Consider the following 19,456-nt stretch of genomic DNA (forward strand, 5'->3'; position numbering starts at 1 on the left):
AGGTTTCATAACATGATCCAACAAGAATCTCGTTTGAAAGTTGCTGACAACTCTGGTGCACGTGAACTTTTAACAATTAAAGTATTAGGCGGCTCTGGTCGTAAATATGCTAACATTGGTGACATTATCGTTGCTACGGTAAAACAAGCAACACCAGGTGGCGTTGTTAAAAAAGGTGACGTTGTTAAAGCAGTAGTAGTACGTACGAAGAGCGGTGCTCGTCGTCCGGATGGTTCTTACATCAAATTTGATGAAAACGCAGCGGTTATCATTAAAGACGATAAGAGCCCACGTGGTACTCGTATCTTCGGACCAGTAGCTCGTGAATTACGTGATAGCAACTTCATGAAGATCGTTTCTTTAGCTCCAGAAGTTCTATAATTTAAGGTATTGCCTTGCTAAGGAGGTGCAGAATTAAGATGCATGTAAAAAAAGGTGATAAAGTACAGGTAATCACTGGTAAAGACAAAGGAAAACAAGGCGTTATCCTTGTGGCTTTCCCAAAGCAAAACCGTGTTATCGTTGAGGGTGTTAACATCGTTAAGAAGCACTCTAAGCCATCTCAATTAAATCCACAAGGTGGAATTATTACTAAAGAGGCACCTATTCACGTTTCTAACGTTATGATTTTAGATCCGAAAACAGGTGAACCTACTCGCGTAGGCTTCAAGGTAGAAGATGGTAAAAAAGTTCGTATTGCAAAAAAATCTGGTGAATTATTAGATAAATAATTTTCTTAAGAAAGGAGGTCACTTCATTGAATCGCCTTAAAGAGAAGTTCCAAAAGGAAATTACTCCTGCTCTAATGAGCAAGTTTAACTATAAATCTGTAATGCAGGTACCAAAAATCGAAAAGATCGTAATCAACACTGGTGTTGGTGACGCGGTATCTAACTCAAAAGCGTTAGACAACGCAGTAGAAGAATTAACACAAATCGCAGGTCAAAAACCTGTTGTAACTCGTGCTAAAAAATCAATCGCTGGTTTCCGTCTTCGTGAAGGTATGCCAATCGGTGCGAAAGTAACTTTACGCGGCGAGCAAATGTATGAGTTCTTCGATAAATTAGTATCAGTTTCTTTACCACGTGTACGTGATTTCCGTGGTGTTTCTAAGAAATCATTCGATGGTCGTGGAAACTATACATTAGGTGTTAAAGAGCAACTTATTTTCCCTGAGATTGATTATGATAAAGTAAGCAAAGTCCGCGGTATGGACATCGTAATCGTTACTACAGCGAACACTGATGAAGAAGCTCGTGAACTTTTAACACAATTCGGTATGCCATTCCAAAAATAATGGAAGCCAACGCTAAGTAGAGGAGGCGAAAACGTGGCTAAAAAATCTATGATTGCGAAACAAAAGCGTACTCCTAAGTTTAAAGTACAAGAGTATACACGTTGCGAACGCTGCGGTCGTCCGCATTCTGTATACCGCAAATTTAAACTTTGCCGTATTTGTTTCCGTGAACTTGCATATAAAGGTCAAATTCCTGGTGTTAAAAAAGCTAGTTGGTAAAACCCACAAATGGGAAGGAGGTAAAACACATGGTGATGACAGATCCAATTGCAGACATGCTTACTCGCATCCGTAATGCGAACATGGTACGTCATGAGAAATTAGAGGTTCCTGCTTCTAAAATCAAAAAAGAGATCGCTGAACTTTTAAAACGTGAAGGTTTCATTCGTGATGTAGAATACATCGAGGATAACAAACAAGGTATCCTTCGTATTTTCCTGAAATATGGTGCAAACAACGAACGTGTAATCACTGGATTAAAACGTATCAGTAAACCTGGCTTACGCGTTTACGCTAAAGCTGACGAAGTACCACGTGTACTTAACGGATTAGGTATCGCTCTTGTTTCTACATCTAAGGGAGTAATGACAGACAAAGACGCTCGTCAATTACAAACTGGTGGAGAAGTAGTAGCATACGTTTGGTAATATATATTTAAAACGAACGGAGGTGTGACCACATGTCTCGTATTGGTAAAAAGATTCTTGAAATCCCTGCAGGTGTTACTATTACAGTTGCAGAAGACAATACTGTAACAGTAAAAGGCCCTAAAGGTGAATTAACTCGTACTTTCAATGCTGATATGCTTATCAAAATTGAAGAGAATACATTAACAGTTGAGCGTCCATCTGAACAGAAGGAACACCGTGCATTACACGGTACAACTCGTGCTTTAATCGGAAACATGGTTGAAGGTGTAACTGAAGGTTTCGCACGCGGACTTGAATTAGTCGGTGTTGGTTACCGTGCTCAAAAACAAGGTGATAAACTTGTATTAAGCGTAGGTTATTCTCATCCAGTAGAAATGACTCCGGAAGCAGGTCTTGAAGTTGAAGTACCTGCACCAACTAAGATCGTAATCAAAGGTATCGACAAGCAACGTGTTGGCGAATTCGCTGCTAACATCCGCGCTGTACGTGCTCCTGAGCCTTACAAAGGTAAAGGTATTCGTTACGAAGGCGAAGTTGTTCGTCGTAAAGAAGGTAAAACTGCTAAGTAAACCCGTTAGGTGAGAGAAAGGAGTGACAAGAATGATCACTAAAGCTGATAAAAATGCGACTCGTAAGAAAAGACATGCGCGTGTACGTGCTAAACTTACTGGTACTGCAGAACGTCCACGTTTAAACGTGTTCCGTTCTAACCAACATATTTACGCTCAAGTTATTGATGATGTAAATGGTGTAACGTTAGTAAGTGCATCTACTCTTGATAAAGACCTTGCTCTTAACGGTACTAGCAATATTGAAGCTGCTACGAAAGTTGGAGAATCAGTTGCTAAGCGTGCTGTAGAGAAAGGCGTTAAAGAAGTAGTATTTGATCGCGGTGGTTACTTATACCATGGCCGTGTTAAAGCTCTAGCTGAAGCTGCTCGTGAGGCTGGATTACAATTTTAATGGTCAAAGGAGGGAAAATTGATGCATCGCATTGACCCAAGTAAATTAGAACTTGAAGAACGTGTAGTTACGATAAATCGTGTCGCGAAAGTTGTTAAGGGTGGTCGTCGTTTCCGCTTTGCTGCACTAGTTGTAGTTGGCGATAAAAACGGTCATGTTGGATTCGGTACTGGTAAAGCACAAGAGGTACCAGACGCAATCCGCAAAGCTATCGAAGACGCTAAGAAAAACTTAATCGCTGTACCATTAGTTGGTACAACAATTCCACACACAATCAACGGTCATTTTGGAGCTGGTGAAGTATTCTTAAAGCCTGCTGCTGAGGGTACTGGTGTTATTGCTGGTGGACCTGTTCGTGCGGTCCTTGAATTAGCAGGTGTACAAGATATTCTTTCGAAATCTCTTGGTTCTAACACACCAATCAACATGATTCGCGCTACTGTGAACGGATTAAGCGAACTTAAGCGCGCTGAAGATGTTGCAAAATTACGCGGTAAATCTGTAGAAGAGCTACTAGGTTAAGGAGGGAAAACAAATGGCGAAAAAGTTAGAAATTACCCTCACTCGTAGTGTAATTGGTCGTCCACAAGATCAACGTGCGACGGTAGAAGCTTTAGGTCTTAAAAAGTTGAATTCAACTGTAGTTAAGGAAGAAACTCCTGCTATTCTTGGTATGATCAACAAAGTTTCTCACCTTGTAACTGTAAAAGAAGCTTAAGGATAACTCATTAATATAAGGAGGTGCCTGGGAATGAAACTTCATGAATTAAAACCTGCAGAAGGTTCTCGTAAAGTACGTAACCGTGTCGGTCGTGGTATCGGTTCTGGTAACGGTAAAACTGCTGGTAAAGGTCATAAAGGACAAAACGCACGTTCTGGCGGCGGTGTTCGTCTTGGCTTCGAAGGTGGTCAAACTCCATTATTCCGTCGTTTACCAAAACGCGGCTTCACAAACATTAACCGTAAAGAGTTTGCTATTGTAAACTTATCAACGTTAAATCGTTTTGAAGATGGTACAGAAGTAACACCTGAATTATTGCTGGAAACTGGCGTTATCAGCAAATTAAACGACGGTGTTAAAATTCTTGCAAGCGGCGCAGTAGAGAAAAAACTAACTGTTAAAGCGCACAAGTTCTCTTCAAGTGCTAAAGAAGCAATTGAAGCAGCTGGCGGATCAGTTGAGGTGATCTAATGTTTCGTACAATCTCCAACTTTATGCGCGTTGCTGAGATAAGACGTAAAATATTATTCACTTTAGCGATGTTAATCGTATTCAGGATTGGCACGTTTATCCCCGTGCCATTTACAAATGGAGACGTACTGAAGGCACAAGATCAATTAAATGCTTTAGGTATTCTAAATACATTTGGCGGTGGAGCCTTGAAAAACTTCTCCATCTTTGCGATGGGAATCATGCCGTATATTACAGCATCCATCATCGTGCAATTATTGCAGATGGATGTTGTTCCTAAATTTTCGGAATGGGCGAAGCAAGGTGAAATGGGCCGTCGTAAACTAACGCAATTCACGCGTTATTTTACAATTGTTCTTGCGTTTATTCAGGGGTTTGGTATGTCAATCGGTTTTAACGGTATGGTAGGTGGACAATTAATTTTGAATCCTGGTTGGAGCACTTATTTATACATTGCTACGGTACTGACTGCTGGTACTGCATTTTTAATGTGGTTAGGTGAACAGATTACAGCTAAAGGTGTAGGTAATGGTATTTCCATTCTTATCTTTGGTGGTATTGCCGCAGCGATCCCAAGTGTTATATCTCAAGTGTATCAGCAACAGTTTCAAAATATCGGAGATCAATTGTTCATGAGTATCGTTAAAGTTGCGTTGATTTTACTAGCTGTGCTAGCAGTTATTGTGGGTGTTATTTTCATTCAACAGGCTGTTAGGAAGATCCCAATTCAATATGCGAAGCGTGTAACAGGAGGAAATGGTGGTTATGCTGGAGCACAAAACACACATTTACCGCTTAAGGTAAATAGTGCTGGTGTTATTCCAGTAATTTTTGCTGTTTCATTCTTAATTACTCCTCCGACTATTGCACAGTTCTTCCCGAAACATGATGTATCGCAGTGGATTATTGCAAACTTTAACTATTCTCACCCAGTGGGAATGATCATATATGTTGCGCTCATTGTAGCCTTCACATATTTCTATGCGTTTGTTCAGGTTAATCCAGAGCAAATGTCAGAGAATCTAAACAAACAAGGTGGATATGTTCCAGGTATTCGTCCGGGTAAGAATACAGAACAATATCTAACAAAAATCTTGTATCGTTTGACCTTTGTAGGATCAATTTTCCTAGCAGCGATTGCAATCTTACCAGTTATCTTTACGAAGCTGGGAAATCTTCCTCCATCTGCACAGATCGGTGGAACGAGTATGTTAATCGTTGTCGGCGTTGCTTTAGAAACAATGAAGCAACTAGAAAGCCAACTGGTAAAACGCCATTACAAAGGGTTTATCAAGCAGTGAGTAAGTGGGAAGTATTGTCTTCCCTACATGCTCATGTACTCTGAGGGGGAACAAGGATGAACTTAATTTTAATGGGGCTTCCTGGTGCTGGTAAAGGTACACAAGCCGAACAGATTGTTGCCAAGTATAACATCCCTCACATCTCAACAGGAGATATGTTCCGTGCAGCTATGAAGGCTGAAACTGAAATGGGTTTACAAGCAAAATCCTTTATTGATAAAGGGGCACTTGTTCCAGATGAAGTTACAATCGGAATCGTTCGTGAACGTTTAAGTCAAGAAGACTGCGTAAGAGGCTTCTTATTAGACGGTTTCCCACGAACTGTTGCACAAGCATCAGCTCTTGAAGAGATTATGAAAGATCTTGGCAAAAAAATCGACTATGTTTTAAACATTAATGTGGATTCAGGATTGTTATTAAAACGCCTTACAGGCCGTCGCATTTGTAAAGAGTGCGGTGCGACTTACCACTTAGAATTCAATCCGCCTGCAAAAGCTGACGTGTGCGATAAATGTGGTGGCGAGTTATATCAACGCTCTGATGACAATGAAGAAACTGTAGCAAATCGCTTAGATGTAAATATTAAGCAAACTAAACCTTTGCTTGATTTCTACGAGGAGCTTGGTTACTTACAAAGCATTAATGGTGAGCAAGATATCAATAAAGTATTTGCTGATATCGATGTTCTCATCGGAGGCTTAGCGTAATGATAATCTGCAAAACTCCTCGCGAGATAGAAATCATGCGAGAAGCGGGCAGGATCGTTGCTTTGACTCATCAAGAGTTAAAACAGCACATTACTCCAGGAATTACAACGAAAGAGCTCGATCAAATAGCGGAAAAGACGATTCAAAAATATGGTGCTACGCCATCTTTTAAAGGATACAACGGATTTCCGGGGAGCATATGTGCTTCTGTAAATGAAGAGCTTGTACACGGAATTCCAGGGAAGCGCAAGCTCAAAGAGGGCGATATCATCAGTATCGATATTGGTGCGAAATACAATGGGTACCATGGAGATTCTGCATGGACGTATCCAGTTGGAAACATTTCTGAATCTGTTCAAAAGCTACTTGATGTCACAGAAAAATCGTTGTATCTTGGTCTAGAACAAGTAAAACCAGGCGAGAGATTATCAAATATCTCACATGCGGTTCAAACCCATGCTGAAGAGAATGGATTCTCGATCGTTAGGGAGTATGTTGGTCACGGAATCGGGCAAGACTTACATGAGGACCCTCAAATCCCGCACTATGGTCCACCAAATAGAGGCCCTAGATTAAAGCCGGGAATGGTCATCTGTGTTGAGCCGATGGTGAATCAAGGAAGACGATATGTAAAAACACTATCTGATGACTGGACAGTGGTAACGGTAGATGGTAAATGGTGTGCCCATTTTGAGCACACGATTGCTCTTACAGAAGCAGGATACGAAATCCTTACCACTTTATAAGTAGCTGGCTCTCCGGGATTTCAGAGCAGTGTAAAATGTTACTGATTTGAAGAAGGGAGAACTATTGAATGGCTAAAGATGATGTAATTGAAGTCGAAGGTACCGTTCTTGAAACGTTGCCAAATGCTATGTTCAAAGTAGAATTAGAGAATGGGCATGTCGTATTGGCTCACGTTTCTGGTAAAATCCGTATGAACTTCATTCGTATTTTACCAGGAGACAAAGTTACGGTAGAATTATCTCCGTACGATTTAAATCGTGGTCGTATTACGTACCGTTTTAAATAATATAGCACTCCGTAATCTTTAAGGAGGTTCGAGACATGAAAGTAAGACCGTCAGTTAAACCAATCTGCGAAAAATGTAAAGTTATTCGTAGACGTGGAAAAGTAATGGTTATTTGTGAAAACCCTAAACATAAACAAAAACAAGGTTAATCAGAAGGAGGTGCATTCGGAATGGCACGTATCGCAGGTGTAGATATTCCTCGTGACAAACGCGTTGTTATTTCTTTAACTTACGTATTCGGCATTGGTCGCACAACTGCTGAAAAAATTCTTGCTGAAGCTGGTGTTTCTGAAGAAACACGAGTTCGTGATTTAACGGAAGACGAATTAGGACGTATCCGTGATATCATCGATCGTATTAAAGTTGAGGGAGATCTTCGTCGTGAAGTATCTCTTAACATCAAACGTCTAATGGAGATCGGTTCTTACCGTGGTCTTCGTCACCGTCGTGGTTTACCAGTTCGTGGTCAAAACTCTAAAAACAATGCTCGTACACGTAAAGGTCCACGTCGTACAGTAGCAAATAAAAAGAAATAATAAGTAAAGGAGGTTGAACTAACAATGGCACGTAAAACAAACACTCGTAAAAAACGTGTGAAAAAGAATATTGAAGCTGGTGTAGCTCATATTCGTTCTACTTTCAACAACACAATCGTAACACTTACAGATACTCACGGTAACGCGCTTTCTTGGTCTAGTGCTGGTGCACTTGGTTTCCGTGGATCTCGTAAATCTACTCCATTCGCTGCGCAAATGGCTGCTGAAACTGCTGCTAAAGCTGCAATGGAGCACGGTTTAAAAACTTTAGAGGTTACTGTTAAAGGTCCTGGTGCTGGTCGTGAAGCTGCAATTCGTGCTCTTCAAGCTGCAGGTCTAGAAGTAACAGCAATTAGAGATGTTACTCCAGTTCCTCATAATGGATGTCGTCCACCAAAACGTCGTCGTGTGTAATTTTTCTGTATAGAATTTTCCCTTTTGTCTATAATGGATATGATGCATTATCGAGAAATTTCGTACAGAAACATCGCTTGTTGTGCACAATCGGGAACTGCCTAAGGGGGACTTTCGGTTAGACAGAGGTTATACCTTTGTTTAACCGGGGTTTCGACGTTTTGAAGGAGGGTTTAGTTAATGATTGAAATCGAAAAGCCGAAAATCGAAACGGTTGAACTTAACGAAGATGCTAAATATGGTAAATTCGTAATTGAACCGCTTGAGCGTGGATATGGTACTACGTTGGGTAACTCCTTACGTCGTATTCTTTTATCTTCACTCCCTGGTGCCGCTGTTACTGCTATCCAAATCGATGGCGTATTACATGAATTTTCAACAGTTGAGGGCGTAGTAGAAGACGTTACAACGATCATCTTAAACTTGAAAAAGTTAGCTCTTAAAATCTACTCTGAAGAAGAGAAGACGTTGGAAATTGATGTGCAGGGCGAAGGTATTGTCACAGCTGCTGATATTACTCACGATAGTGATGTAGAAATCTTAAATCCAGATTTACACATTGCAACGTTAGCAAAAGATGCGCATTTCCGCGTGCGTTTAACTGCAAAGCGTGGCCGTGGGTATACGCCAGCTGATGCAAATAAAAGCGAAGATCAACCAATAGGAGTAATTCCTATTGATTCTATTTATACTCCAGTATCACGTGTGACTTACCAAGTGGAAAAGACACGTGTCGGACAAGTGGCTAATTATGATAAGCTTACGCTTGATGTATGGACGGATGGAAGCATCGGGCCAAAAGAAGCTATCTCTTTAGGTGCCAAAATCTTAACTGAGCATTTAAATATCTTTGTTGGTTTAACTGATGAAGCACAAAATGCTGAGATTATGGTCGAGAAGGAAGAAGATCAAAAAGAGAAAGTTCTTGAGATGACTATCGAAGAACTAGACCTTTCTGTTCGTTCTTATAATTGCCTAAAACGTGCAGGAATTAATACTGTACAAGAGCTTGCGAACAAAACAGAAGAAGATATGATGAAAGTTCGTAACTTAGGACGTAAATCCTTAGAAGAAGTTAAACATAAACTTGAGGAATTAGGTTTAGGTTTACGTAAAGACGACTGAGGATTTAAACCCATCAACAAAGGAGGGAACTACGAATGGCATACAGAAAATTAGGCCGTACAAGTGCGCAACGTAAAGCTATGTTACGTGACTTAGCTACTGATTTAATTATCAACGAGCGCATCCAAACGACAGAAACTCGTGCAAAAGAACTTCGTTCTGTAGTGGAAAAAATGATCACTTTAGGTAAACGCGGAGATCTTCATGCTCGTCGTCAAGCAGCAGCTTTCATTCGCAATGAAGTAGCTAACGCTGAGACTGGTCAAGATGCACTTCAAAAACTATTCGCTGATGTAGCTCCACGCTATGCTGAGCGCCAAGGCGGATACACTCGTATTGCAAAAATTGGTCCACGTCGCGGAGACGCAGCACCAATGGTAATTATCGAGTTAGTATAATGATAATTAAAAGGGCAGGACAGTTCTTTTCAAGAAACTGGTCATGGCCCTTTTTTTTAAATATAAAAATAGGCTTACTTGGCGAAGGAAAGGGTGCCTTGTATTGAAAAAAGAGAAACTTCGGACAGAAAATATATCATTTCAATATCCTGGTGCAGCCACTTATGCATTAAAAGATGTTTCATTCTCCTTATATGAAGGAGAATGGGTATCTGTTATTGGACAAAACGGTTCTGGGAAGTCTACACTTGCAAAATTATTGAATGGTTTGTTTTTGCCGGAAGCAGGGACAATTACAGTAAATGATACAATGGTTTTGTCAGAGGAAACGGTATGGGATGTTCGAAAACAAATTGGGATGGTATTTCAAAATCCAGATAATCAATTTGTTGGAACGACAGTGCAAGATGACGTTGTCTTTGGTTTAGAGAATATCGGAATGCCAAGAGAGCAAATGGTAGAAAGATTAGATCAGGCCTTACGACTAGTCCGTATGGAAGATTTTCTTAATGATGAGCCACATTCGTTATCTGGTGGGCAAAAGCAGCGAGTAGCAATAGCAGGCGTTTTAGCACTTCAGCCGTCTATTTTGATATTAGATGAAGCAACGTCAATGCTAGACCCTCAAGGGAGACGTGAAGTGGTAGAAACGGTTAGACAACTTGTTAATGAAAAAGGTATTACCGTGTTATCAATTACGCACGATTTAGAAGAAGCGGCACAGTCAGACCGTGTCATTATTTTAAATAAGGGAGAGATATTAGAGGAAGGGACTCCAGAACAAATTTTCAAGTCCTCTCATATGCTCCAAGAAATTGGATTAGATGTACCATTTTCAGTGAAAATAGCAGAATTATTAAAAAGAAATGAAATTCTCTTGCAAAATACGCATCTTACAATGGAAAGCTTGGTGAACGAACTTTGGAGATTACATTCCAAAAAGTAGAACATCGTTATCAATATAAAACTCCATTTGAAAGACGCGCACTTTATGATGTAGACGTGTCGTTTCCAAGTGGGGGCTATTATGCCATTATCGGTCATACTGGTTCAGGTAAGTCGACGATGATTCAACATTTAAATGGTTTATTGCAGCCGACAAATGGCACAGTTCAAATTGGTGAACATTTCATTTCGGCAGGAAAGAAAGAAAAAAAGCTAAAGCCACTACGTAAAAAGGTAGGTGTTGTCTTTCAATTCCCAGAACATCAGTTGTTTGAAGAGACTGTGGAGAAAGATATTTGCTTCGGACCTACTAATTTTGGTGTATCTGTAGAAGAAGCGAAGCAAAAGGCAAGAGAGGCAATTCAACTTGTAGGGTTAGAACCAGAACTGTTAGTACGTTCACCATTTGAGTTAAGTGGTGGGCAAATGAGGCGTGTTGCGATAGCAGGTGTATTAGCGATGGAACCCGAAGTGCTTGTATTAGATGAACCTACAGCAGGACTAGATCCAAAAGGGCAAAATGAACTTATGGAGATGTTTTATAAGCTACATAAGGAGAAAGGCCTTACAGTTATCCTTGTAACGCATAATATGGAGGATGCTGCTAAATATGCCGAGCAGATTGTAGTCATGCATAAAGGAACGGTCTTTTTGCAAGGAAGTGCAGAGGAAGTATTTTCACATGCTGATGAACTAGAGAAAATTGGCGTGGATCTTCCTATGTCTTTAAAGTATAAACGTGCAATTGAAGAGAAGTTTGGCATTTCAATCCCAAAGGCTACCTTATCTTTAGAGGATCTTACTCATGAAGTTGTGCAGGTGTTACGAAAAGGTGGTCATGAATCATGCAGCAGTTGATTATTGGAAGATATATTCCAGGGAATTCTCTTATTCATCAACTTGATCCACGTACGAAGCTGCTGATTGTCTTTTTATATGTATTTGTTGTTTTCTTAGCAAATAATGCGATTTCATATGGATTTTTATTTTTATATGCACTCATTGCTTTATTTTTTGCAAAAGTGCCGATTCGTTATGTACTTTCGGGCTTAAAACCAATTCTATGGATTTTTCTTTTTACATTTTTCCTGCATATTTTAACAAATAAAGAAGGGGAAGTACTATTCCAGCTTGGTTGGTTTTCGATACATGAAAAAGGATTAGAGCAAGGAATATACATTTCTATACGATTCTTCGTTATTATTTTAATGACGACATTATTAACGTTAACGACGACACCTATTGAGATTACAGATGGTTTGGAGACGTTATTAAAGCCGTTGAAGCGTATAAAAGTTCCTGTTCATGAAATCGCATTAATGATGTCAATTTCTCTTCGTTTTATCCCGACATTAATGGATGAAACGAGTAAAATAATGAAGGCACAATCGTCACGTGGTATTGATTTTGCAGGGGGACCGATAAAAGATAGGATGAAAGCTATCATTTCACTACTCGTTCCTCTATTCATCAGTGCTTTTAAGCGTGCAGAGGACTTAGCAATTGCTATGGAAGCCCGTGGATATCAAAGTGGCGAAGGACGTACTAAATTCAGGCAACTACGCTGGAAAACAAGCGATACAGTAACAATTATAAGCTTACTTTGTTTAGCTTGTATTTTGGCATGGGTGCGATCGTAATGGAGAATAAAGAAATGGATAGAATAAAATGTACGGTTGCATATGATGGCATGCATTTTTGTGGTTATCAAATTCAACCGCAGCATCGTACTGTTCAACAAGAAATAGAGAAAGCTTTACAGAAATTGCATAAAGGGGAACTTGTCCGTGTTCAGGCATCGGGCAGAACAGATTCTACTGTTCATGCTAAAGGACAAGTGATACACTTTGATACACCGTTGTCTCTTGAAGAGTGGCAATGGAACAATGCATTAAACACAATGTTACCAGATGATATTGTTATCACACAGGTAGAGAAAAAAACAGAAGAATTTCACGCACGTTACGGTGTCGAGAGAAAAGAATATCGTTATCGTGTATTATTATCAAAGACTGCGGATGTATTCCGTAGAAATTACGTATATCAATATCCATATCCGCTCGAAATAAACGCTATAAGAAAAGCGATCCCTTATTTTATTGGAACGCATGATTTCACTTCTTTTTGTTCGGCAAAAACTGACAAAAAAGATAAAGTGAGAACAATTTATGAAATCGAGCTAATTGAGCAGGACGACGAATTAATTTTTCGTTTTGTAGGTAATGGATTTTTATATAATATGGTCAGGATTATTGTTGGTACGTTACTGAGCGTAGGGCAAGGAAAGCTTGATCCGGATAGCATTCCAGAGATTTTAGCGAAACAAAATCGTCAGTTTGCTGGAAAGATGGCTCCTGGTCATGGGCTTTATTTATGGCAGGTAAACTATAACAACTAATCCTGGTGTAACATTTGCTTGACATTAGAAACTCAAAAGTATATCATAACATATGGTATTGTTTCTAAAACCACGATTAGCCCCGGAAGGAAATCGTGTTTAAGATAAACAATAGATTTTTTCTATGGAAAAGATAACGAGGAGGGAAACACATGCGTACGACTTTTATGGCAAAAGCTAACGAAGTTGAGCGTAAATGGTATGTGGTTGATGCTGAAGGTCAAACTTTAGGTCGCCTTGCTAGTGAAGTAGCATCCATTTTACGTGGTAAAAACAAACCTACATTTACACCACACGTTGACACGGGTGATCATGTAATTATTATTAACGCTGAGAAAATTCATTTAACAGGTAATAAATTAAACGATAAAATTTACTACCGTCACACTAACCACCCAGGTGGACTTAAACAAAGAACAGCTCTTGAAATGCGTACAAACTACCCTGTACAAATGTTAGAGCTTGCAATTAAAGGCATGCTTCCAAAAGGACGCTTAGGCCGTCAAGTTTCTAAGAAACTAAACGTGTATGCTGGAGCAGAGCATCCACACCAAGCACAAAAACCAGAAGTTTACGAACTTCGCGGATAATCAATTAAAGGAGGGCTTACTTTGGCACAGGTTCAATACTATGGCACTGGACGTCGTAAGAGTTCAGTAGCGCGCGTACGCCTAGTTCCAGGCGAAGGACGCGTTATCATTAACGGTCGTGATTTTGAAAACTATATCCCATTTGCTGCATTACGTGAAGTAGTGAAACAACCTCTAGTTGCAACAGAAACTTTAGGTAACTACGATGTACTTGTAAACGTAAATGGTGGTGGATACACTGGTCAAGCTGGTGCTATTCGTCACGGTATTTCTCGCGCTTTATTAAAAGCTGATCCAGAATACCGTCTAACACTAAAACGTGCAGGTCTATTAACTCGTGACGCACGTATGAAAGAGCGTAAAAAATACGGTCTTAAAGGCGCACGTCGTGCACCTCAGTTCTCAAAACGTTAATTTTTGCGAACTACAAACCCCAACCATTTTGGTTGGGGTTTTTTTATGTTTCATTCCTCTTTTGTAATTTTTGTAGTTTGGAATATTTTAGTGCTATCCTCTCGCGTATGCTTCTTCTTTAGAAGTTTAGACTAATACGTATTAGGGAGGTTTATAAGTACTATGAATGTCATTGTCAGCTTACAAGAAAAACAAAAAGAAAAGCAGTTGAAATATGAGCGGAAGATGCTGCGGGAATTATCATTAAAAACATTACGTTCAAATATTAGAGATGCCTTTCAGATGCAGGAACTTCATCGTCAGTATGAAGATTACTGCATTGAATTAGGGATAGAATCGTATTTATTAGGAGCGAGATATAGTAAATTTGGCTATTATGGCGAATCGTTCTTTGATGTGAAATATAGGGCCTTAGAAGAAGAGCAACAATTAACGGAAACACTATTTCAATTTTTAACGAGCATGACTATGCGGGAAATTAAATTACAAGATGAGGAATTACTTTTTGAATCTTGCCAGCAGTTTATCGGCTTATGGTGGCAGGAAGGATATGAAAAAGGTGAAAGAAGATATCGATTAAAGCTTCATTAAGACAAGCATAAACTTTCCTCTTGTCCCATATAAGTAATTAGAGGGACTAGCTGGAGGAGGAAAGGTATGAAGAGAATTCGAATTATCTCTTTTGCACTCGCTGCGGTTATTTTGTTTTTTTTAGTCAAACAAGAATTTCAAATTACAAAATCGTGGCGAGCTTGGAATTTACCCTTATCAGGGAAAGTAATCGTATTAGATGCTGGGCATGGTGGACCAGACGGAGGGGCTGTTGGTGGCAAGGATATTGTAGAAAAAGATATTACGCTTGAGATCACAAAGAAGGTGCAAGATTATTTACAAGAGCAAGGTGCACTAGTTATTTTAACGCGTGAGGGAGATTATGATTTAGCCCAGAAAGATACAAAGTCATATAGTAGACGTAAAGCAGAAGATTTAAAAAAACGTGTAGAGATTATTAATAAACCCGATGTAGACTTTTTTGCAAGTATCCATTTAAATGCTTTAACTAGTAGTGGATCGAAGGGCGCACAAACGTTCTATTACCGTTCTTCAATTGAAAATGAACGTGCTGCGAAATTTATACAAGCTGAGTTGAGAACGAGTTTAGAGAATACAAATCGTTCTGCTAAAACAATTTCTCATGTGTATTTATTAAAGTATGCGAAAACACCAGGCGCTTTAATTGAAGCTGGCTTTTTATCGAATGTAAATGAAAGGTATATGTTAAATTCGGAGAAATATCAGCAAAAGGTAGCAGCTGCAGTATATCGTGGTATATTACGTTATTTCACGGAAAAAGGAAATCCTCCAGAATAAGGAGGATTTTTTTGCGTTTCTCTCGTTAACGAAGTTTTCCGAAAATATGTTATACTGGAAATGTAAACGCATTTATTTCAAAAGTAAAGAGAGATATATTTAATTAACATTATGTTATTTTTCATACAGGGGGCTGGGCTAATTATGGTAACGAAAGAGCAAGTAGTGGAAGCGTTAGAAGGGATTGTAGATCCGTTTTTACATAAAACGTTAAAAGAAACAGGGGCAATTAAAGAGGTGACAGTCAAGCCTGAGAAGGAACATGTAAGTGTTAAAATTGCAATCGTAAAAACCGGTACAGCGGAACAAATGCAATTGCAATCTGGAATTGTAAAGTTAGTGAAAGAACTAGGAGCAGCAACAGTAGGGCTTCGCTTTGCAGAATTTACAGAAGAGGAATTAGCTCAGTTTGCACCAGAACAAGAAGAAGAGCAAACTGAATCTTTATTGTCACCAAATTCGAAAACGACATTTTTAGCAGTGGCGAGTGGAAAAGGTGGAGTAGGGAAATCAACAGTTTCTGTTAATCTTGCTATTGCTCTAGCTCGTCTAGGGAAAAGAGTTGGTATCATTGATGCCGATATTTATGGTTTTAGCGTACCTGATATGATGGGGATAGAAAAACGCCCTGTAGTAAGAGGAGATAAAATCATCCCAGTGGAGCGTCTAGGTGTAAAGGTAATCTCAATGGGGTTCTTTGTAGAAGATAATGCACCGGTTATTTGGAGAGGACCTATGCTTGGGAAAATGTTAAATCATTTCTTTACAGAAGTAGAATGGGGCGATTTAGATTATTTAGTTTTAGATTTACCACCAGGTACAGGTGATGTTGCGCTAGACTTACATTCGATGCTACCAGCTTGTAAAGAGATTATTGTCACAACACCGCATCCAACAGCGGCATTTGTAGCAGCACGTGCTGGAGCAATGGCTTTACGTACAGAACATAGTATTCTTGGTGTTGTTGAGAATATGGCTTATTTTGAAAGTAAAACAACTGGCGAAAAAGAATATGTGTTTGGAAGAGGTGGAGGAGATAAACTAGCTACAGAACTTCAAACAGAAGTACTTGGCCGAATCCCGCTTCAACAACCTGATTGGAATAAAGAAGATTTTGCGCCGTCAGTATATGAAGATACGCATACGACAGGTCTTATTTATCGCACAATAGCTGAAACGGTAATTGATAAAACAACTGTTGCGCAAAAATAAAATAATAATGAGTGGATGATACATATATTGTCCACTCATTATTATCGTTATTATTTTTACTGCTGTTCCTTTTTACCTTCTTGGGAACCACCTTCACCGCCGGCTTCCTTTTTATCAGAACCACTTTTTTCGGCTTTTTGGACACCTTTACTAATAATATCAATCATCTTAGCTTGGAAGAGTGGGCTTTCAGCAGTTTCTGTTAGTACTTGTTGTAAATATTGACGGTATTCTTTGCTCTTCATCGTTTGTAACATCATTTTTTCTACTTCAGGGTTTTTCATAATTTCCATGACGCCTGCTTGGTATTCAGGGTCTTTTAGTAATGTTTTCATTAAGGCTGTTTGTTCTTTTCCCATACTTTTAGCGAATTTCGATGAGAACTCAGGGTCTTTAAAGAGCTTTTCCCAGAATTGTTGCCCTTTATCGGATACCATTGCATCTTCAATCGTTTTCTTTACTACTGTTTCATCTAGTATGAGTGCTTGTTTCATTTTTTCATCAGTTAACACATCTTGAATGGCTTTCTTACCTTGATCGGTTTTTAAAATATCAACAATCATTTTCTTGGTTTGATCATAATCAAGTTCGGACTTTGCTTCTTTTTCTTGTGCACATGCTACAAGTACAAGAAATAGAAAAGAAGAAGTCAAAACGAGCAGCATCCGTTTCATAAGTTGGAACTCCTTTCAGCACAGTTCTCTCTTTTTAATATAAATATCTTTAAGGAATTTATACATGAACATGGCTAGCTTTTTGAAATTGTCATTGATACAATTTAATTAGAAATATAAGGATAATGGGGGATGTGTTGTGAATAGCCGCAAGTGGGTACGACTATTTTTTACGACGTTGTTTCTTGGTGGGGTTAGTACAGTCATTATTGGATTTGTTTTAGAGTGGGACAAGTACGCTAAATTTTTTCAAAATTTCGACGGAAAGGAAATTTTGGCAGTCTCCTTCTGGTTGATGGGTGTAGGATTTATTTTTAGTGTGATAAGTCAAATGGGGTTCTTTGCTTATTTAACAATCCACCGTTTTGGACTGGGAATGTTTCGATCGTCTTCTTTATGGAATATAGTCCAGCTCTTCTTTATTGCATTCGTTTTATTTGATTTTGTGTATTTAAGATCGGTATTGATTGCAAATGGGGAAGTTTCATTAGGGAATAACATACTTGTTGCTGGTGTGTTATTTATGTTTGGTGCCATCGTTGCTTATATAAAAAGTAAGGAAACGAATAAAAAGGCATTTGTGCCAGCTTTGTTCTTTATGGTCGTTGTAACAATTCTTGAGTGGGTACCAGCACTTCGAATTAATGATACAGATTGGTTATATTTAATGGTGATACCACTTTTATTATGTAATGCATATCAGTTACTTATATTACATCGTTTAATTGGAAAGACGAGTAAGTCGGCCTAATTAAGAGAGTTTTTACGCAGGGTAGTTGTACGAATGAAAATATCGGGATAAAAAAAGCTCTATTACCTGAACGAAAGGTAGTAGAGCTTTTTATGTGTGAAAAATTATTGGACATCTTTACTTTTCGTACTTGTGTTGGAAATAAGTTGTGATACGGATATTTGTTCATAGCCGTCACTCTTTAATTTCTGTAGAAGCAGTGGTAAAGCTTTATTTGTTTGAAGAGCAGAATCGGATGCATGTAATAAGACGATATCTCCACCTTTTAGATTATTAGAGACGGTGGAAACGATATTGTTTACGCCAGGGTTTTTCCAATCGTTTGAGTTATTACTCCAATGAACGACAGTGTATCCGAGTGATTCTGCTATTTTAAGTGTTGCCTTGTTAAAGTCTCCACTAGGTGGACGCAATAGTTTAATTTGTTTCACGCCGAGTTTTGTAAAAACATCTTGTGCTCGCAGAAGATCTCTTCGTATTTCATTTGCCTCTAGAGAAGTGTAGGACGTGTAATTATAACCCATACTACCGATTTCATGTCCATCTTTTATGATGCGTTCAACAACATCAGGGTGTCTTTCTGCCCATGCAGCAGAAAGGAAGAAGGTTGCATTCTTAATATCTCTTTCTTTAAGTGTATCAAGGATTGGAATTGCTTTTTTGTCTCCCCAACTAATATCAAACGTGAATGCAACTTGTTTTTTAGAGATGTCGCCTTTGTAAATAACTTTAGGTCCTGTAGCGGTTGAAAAAGCAGACTCGTGTGAATATGTTTTCAAAAAGAGTAGCCATGCTGTAAATAAGGAAAGTATCACTATTAAGCTAATGTGTTTAAAGTTTCTTTTACTCGTAATAAAAAAGAAAAACATAATATTACGCCCCTTTGTCCAATCCTTTTCAGTTACATATATGCTGTAAATATAAAAAAGAGAACAAGGGATTAATATCGTAAGTAGTGGATATAATGGATGGTAGGATTTTGTTAAATGAAAATGGGCTTAATTTTTATTGCTCTGGAAGAAATGATTGAGGTGATGATTTGCTTGGGTTTATGTTAACGAAAGAAGAGAAAAAAGAAATGGAATACATATTGAAGAGAGAGTTAGAAGAACTTTTATTTGATTTTGAAGATGAACGTATTCATGACGTTGTAAAAAAGGCGATGGAAGAAAGATATAAAATCATTTTTTGTTTGTTTCGAAGAGTCGCTAATGCAGAAGAATGTATTCGTTATGTAAGAAAAAGAACTTTTTATTAAAAAGTGTTGACGTCGATAGATATTATATGATAAATTAATAACCGTCGCTGATGCGGAAACGCAAAAAACGACAAAAAAGAAATTGAAAAACTTAGTTGACATAAAAAAACGAAGATGTTAACATAAGGAAGTCGCAAATGAGCGACCAAGTAGTTCTTTGAAAACTGAACGAAACAAACAACGTGAAACGTCAATTTTTATTTTAGATGCTAGACAAACTAACTTTA

32 protein-coding genes are annotated in these 19,456 nt (G+C 38.7%); 30 read left to right on the forward strand and 2 right to left on the reverse strand.

Annotated features, from left to right (window positions below; translation table 11 throughout):
• Nucleotides 1-12 precede the first annotated feature (12 nt).
• From rplN to PDK19_RS24125, 28 genes are all read left to right on the forward strand, one after another.
• Nucleotides 13-381 carry a 50S ribosomal protein L14 gene (gene rplN, locus PDK19_RS23990; protein WP_000615912.1) on the forward strand — a complete coding sequence of 123 codons (369 nt, stop codon included), beginning with the start codon at nt 13-15 and terminating at the stop codon, nt 379-381.
• 38 nt (nt 382-419) lie between these two features.
• Nucleotides 420-731, forward strand: coding sequence for a 50S ribosomal protein L24 (gene rplX / locus PDK19_RS23995; protein WP_000558200.1), 312 nt, complete (start codon nt 420-422; stop codon nt 729-731).
• Between the two features lie 26 nt (nt 732-757).
• Nucleotides 758-1,297, forward strand: coding sequence for a 50S ribosomal protein L5 (rplE, locus tag PDK19_RS24000; RefSeq protein ID WP_001080827.1), 540 nt, complete (start codon nt 758-760; stop codon nt 1,295-1,297).
• Nucleotides 1,298-1,330: 33 nt separating this feature from the next.
• The gene (rpsN, locus tag PDK19_RS24005) at nt 1,331-1,516 is read left to right on the forward strand and encodes a 30S ribosomal protein S14 (RefSeq protein ID WP_001085700.1); all 186 of its coding nucleotides are present in this window, start codon (nt 1,331-1,333) and stop codon (nt 1,514-1,516) included.
• Nucleotides 1,517-1,545: 29 nt separating this feature from the next.
• A complete protein-coding gene (rpsH, locus tag PDK19_RS24010) occupies nt 1,546-1,944 on the forward strand; it encodes a 30S ribosomal protein S8 (protein WP_000245511.1) in 399 nt (132 codons plus the stop codon).
• A gap of 32 nt (nt 1,945-1,976) precedes the next feature.
• Nucleotides 1,977-2,516 (forward strand): 50S ribosomal protein L6, encoded by a 540-nt coding sequence (gene rplF / locus PDK19_RS24015; protein ID WP_000086558.1) that lies wholly within the window; start codon nt 1,977-1,979, stop codon nt 2,514-2,516.
• Nucleotides 2,517-2,547: 31 nt separating this feature from the next.
• Nucleotides 2,548-2,910, forward strand: a complete 363-nt coding sequence (gene rplR, locus PDK19_RS24020) for a 50S ribosomal protein L18 (protein ID WP_000628816.1) — start codon at nt 2,548-2,550, stop codon at nt 2,908-2,910.
• Between the two features lie 21 nt (nt 2,911-2,931).
• Complete coding sequence (gene rpsE / locus PDK19_RS24025) at nt 2,932-3,432, forward strand: 30S ribosomal protein S5 (protein ID WP_000554646.1); 501 nt, start codon at nt 2,932-2,934, stop codon at nt 3,430-3,432.
• Nucleotides 3,433-3,445: 13 nt separating this feature from the next.
• Nucleotides 3,446-3,628 (forward strand): 50S ribosomal protein L30, encoded by a 183-nt coding sequence (gene rpmD, locus PDK19_RS24030; protein ID WP_001085234.1) that lies wholly within the window; start codon nt 3,446-3,448, stop codon nt 3,626-3,628.
• Nucleotides 3,629-3,661: 33 nt separating this feature from the next.
• A complete protein-coding gene (gene rplO / locus PDK19_RS24035) occupies nt 3,662-4,102 on the forward strand; it encodes a 50S ribosomal protein L15 (protein ID WP_000766080.1) in 441 nt (146 codons plus the stop codon).
• Complete coding sequence (gene secY, locus PDK19_RS24040; protein WP_000490114.1) at nt 4,102-5,403, forward strand: preprotein translocase subunit SecY; 1,302 nt, start codon at nt 4,102-4,104, stop codon at nt 5,401-5,403. The genes rplO and secY overlap by 1 nt, the downstream gene beginning before the upstream one ends.
• A gap of 56 nt (nt 5,404-5,459) precedes the next feature.
• Nucleotides 5,460-6,110 carry an adenylate kinase gene (locus tag PDK19_RS24045; protein WP_001048996.1) on the forward strand — a complete coding sequence of 217 codons (651 nt, stop codon included), beginning with the start codon at nt 5,460-5,462 and terminating at the stop codon, nt 6,108-6,110.
• On the forward strand, nt 6,110-6,856 hold the full coding sequence (gene map / locus PDK19_RS24050) for a type I methionyl aminopeptidase (RefSeq protein WP_000582539.1): 747 nt from the start codon (nt 6,110-6,112) through the stop codon (nt 6,854-6,856). Before PDK19_RS24045 ends, map begins: the two co-directional genes overlap by 1 nt.
• Nucleotides 6,857-6,924: 68 nt before the next feature.
• Nucleotides 6,925-7,143, forward strand: coding sequence for a translation initiation factor IF-1 (infA, locus tag PDK19_RS24055; protein ID WP_001029884.1), 219 nt, complete (start codon nt 6,925-6,927; stop codon nt 7,141-7,143).
• Nucleotides 7,144-7,178: 35 nt separating this feature from the next.
• Nucleotides 7,179-7,292, forward strand: coding sequence for a 50S ribosomal protein L36 (gene rpmJ / locus PDK19_RS24060; protein WP_000868344.1), 114 nt, complete (start codon nt 7,179-7,181; stop codon nt 7,290-7,292).
• Nucleotides 7,293-7,313: 21 nt separating this feature from the next.
• Nucleotides 7,314-7,679: a 30S ribosomal protein S13 gene (gene rpsM / locus PDK19_RS24065; protein WP_000090789.1), complete on the forward strand. Its 366-nt coding sequence runs from the start codon at nt 7,314-7,316 to the stop codon at nt 7,677-7,679.
• A 24-nt stretch (nt 7,680-7,703) separates the two neighbouring features.
• Complete coding sequence (gene rpsK, locus PDK19_RS24070; RefSeq protein ID WP_000101799.1) at nt 7,704-8,093, forward strand: 30S ribosomal protein S11; 390 nt, start codon at nt 7,704-7,706, stop codon at nt 8,091-8,093.
• A gap of 180 nt (nt 8,094-8,273) precedes the next feature.
• Nucleotides 8,274-9,218, forward strand: a complete 945-nt coding sequence (locus PDK19_RS24075; protein WP_000569643.1) for a DNA-directed RNA polymerase subunit alpha — start codon at nt 8,274-8,276, stop codon at nt 9,216-9,218.
• A gap of 35 nt (nt 9,219-9,253) precedes the next feature.
• Nucleotides 9,254-9,616: a 50S ribosomal protein L17 gene (rplQ, locus tag PDK19_RS24080; protein WP_000331490.1), complete on the forward strand. Its 363-nt coding sequence runs from the start codon at nt 9,254-9,256 to the stop codon at nt 9,614-9,616.
• A 103-nt stretch (nt 9,617-9,719) separates the two neighbouring features.
• On the forward strand, nt 9,720-10,562 hold the full coding sequence (locus PDK19_RS24085) for an energy-coupling factor ABC transporter ATP-binding protein (RefSeq protein WP_000711783.1): 843 nt from the start codon (nt 9,720-9,722) through the stop codon (nt 10,560-10,562).
• Nucleotides 10,538-11,419, forward strand: a complete 882-nt coding sequence (locus PDK19_RS24090) for an energy-coupling factor ABC transporter ATP-binding protein (protein WP_000406520.1) — start codon at nt 10,538-10,540, stop codon at nt 11,417-11,419. The genes PDK19_RS24085 and PDK19_RS24090 overlap by 25 nt, the downstream gene beginning before the upstream one ends.
• Nucleotides 11,407-12,201 carry an energy-coupling factor transporter transmembrane component T family protein gene (locus PDK19_RS24095; protein WP_001186536.1) on the forward strand — a complete coding sequence of 265 codons (795 nt, stop codon included), beginning with the start codon at nt 11,407-11,409 and terminating at the stop codon, nt 12,199-12,201. Before PDK19_RS24090 ends, PDK19_RS24095 begins: the two co-directional genes overlap by 13 nt.
• A gap of 14 nt (nt 12,202-12,215) precedes the next feature.
• A complete protein-coding gene (gene truA, locus PDK19_RS24100; RefSeq protein WP_011039908.1) occupies nt 12,216-12,959 on the forward strand; it encodes a tRNA pseudouridine(38-40) synthase TruA in 744 nt (247 codons plus the stop codon).
• A 152-nt stretch (nt 12,960-13,111) separates the two neighbouring features.
• On the forward strand, nt 13,112-13,549 hold the full coding sequence (gene rplM, locus PDK19_RS24105; RefSeq protein ID WP_001260793.1) for a 50S ribosomal protein L13: 438 nt from the start codon (nt 13,112-13,114) through the stop codon (nt 13,547-13,549).
• 21 nt (nt 13,550-13,570) lie between these two features.
• Nucleotides 13,571-13,963 (forward strand): 30S ribosomal protein S9, encoded by a 393-nt coding sequence (gene rpsI / locus PDK19_RS24110; RefSeq protein ID WP_000079986.1) that lies wholly within the window; start codon nt 13,571-13,573, stop codon nt 13,961-13,963.
• 162 nt (nt 13,964-14,125) lie between these two features.
• Entirely contained in the window at nt 14,126-14,554 is a 429-nt protein-coding gene (locus PDK19_RS24115; protein ID WP_001101006.1) for a YbaK family protein, read from the forward strand.
• Nucleotides 14,555-14,620: 66 nt separating this feature from the next.
• Nucleotides 14,621-15,334 carry an N-acetylmuramoyl-L-alanine amidase CwlD gene (gene cwlD, locus PDK19_RS24120; RefSeq protein WP_000822436.1) on the forward strand — a complete coding sequence of 238 codons (714 nt, stop codon included), beginning with the start codon at nt 14,621-14,623 and terminating at the stop codon, nt 15,332-15,334.
• Nucleotides 15,335-15,478: 144 nt separating this feature from the next.
• Nucleotides 15,479-16,546, forward strand: coding sequence for an Mrp/NBP35 family ATP-binding protein (locus tag PDK19_RS24125; protein WP_000256611.1), 1,068 nt, complete (start codon nt 15,479-15,481; stop codon nt 16,544-16,546).
• Between the two features lie 56 nt (nt 16,547-16,602).
• Here the strand turns inward: PDK19_RS24125 and gerD are convergent, their stop codons facing one another.
• On the reverse strand, nt 16,603-17,220 hold the full coding sequence (gene gerD / locus PDK19_RS24130; protein ID WP_000827521.1) for a spore germination protein GerD: 618 nt from the start codon (nt 17,218-17,220) through the stop codon (nt 16,603-16,605).
• Between the two features lie 139 nt (nt 17,221-17,359).
• On the opposite strand from gerD, the gene kbaA reads away from it, so the two are divergent.
• Nucleotides 17,360-17,971: a KinB signaling pathway activation protein KbaA gene (kbaA, locus tag PDK19_RS24135; protein ID WP_001088517.1), complete on the forward strand. Its 612-nt coding sequence runs from the start codon at nt 17,360-17,362 to the stop codon at nt 17,969-17,971.
• A 104-nt stretch (nt 17,972-18,075) separates the two neighbouring features.
• Here the strand turns inward: kbaA and pdaB are convergent, their stop codons facing one another.
• Nucleotides 18,076-18,840 carry a polysaccharide deacetylase family sporulation protein PdaB gene (gene pdaB, locus PDK19_RS24140; RefSeq protein ID WP_000464702.1) on the reverse strand — a complete coding sequence of 255 codons (765 nt, stop codon included), beginning with the start codon at nt 18,838-18,840 and terminating at the stop codon, nt 18,076-18,078.
• A gap of 170 nt (nt 18,841-19,010) precedes the next feature.
• Between pdaB and PDK19_RS24145 the strand changes: the two genes are divergently transcribed.
• Nucleotides 19,011-19,229, forward strand: a complete 219-nt coding sequence (locus tag PDK19_RS24145) for a hypothetical protein (RefSeq protein ID WP_000900296.1) — start codon at nt 19,011-19,013, stop codon at nt 19,227-19,229.
• Nucleotides 19,230-19,456 lie beyond the last annotated feature (227 nt).

Source organism: Bacillus cereus group sp. BcHK124, from assembly GCF_027712065.1.
Classification (GTDB): Bacteria; Bacillota; Bacilli; order Bacillales; family Bacillaceae_G; genus Bacillus_A; species Bacillus_A pacificus.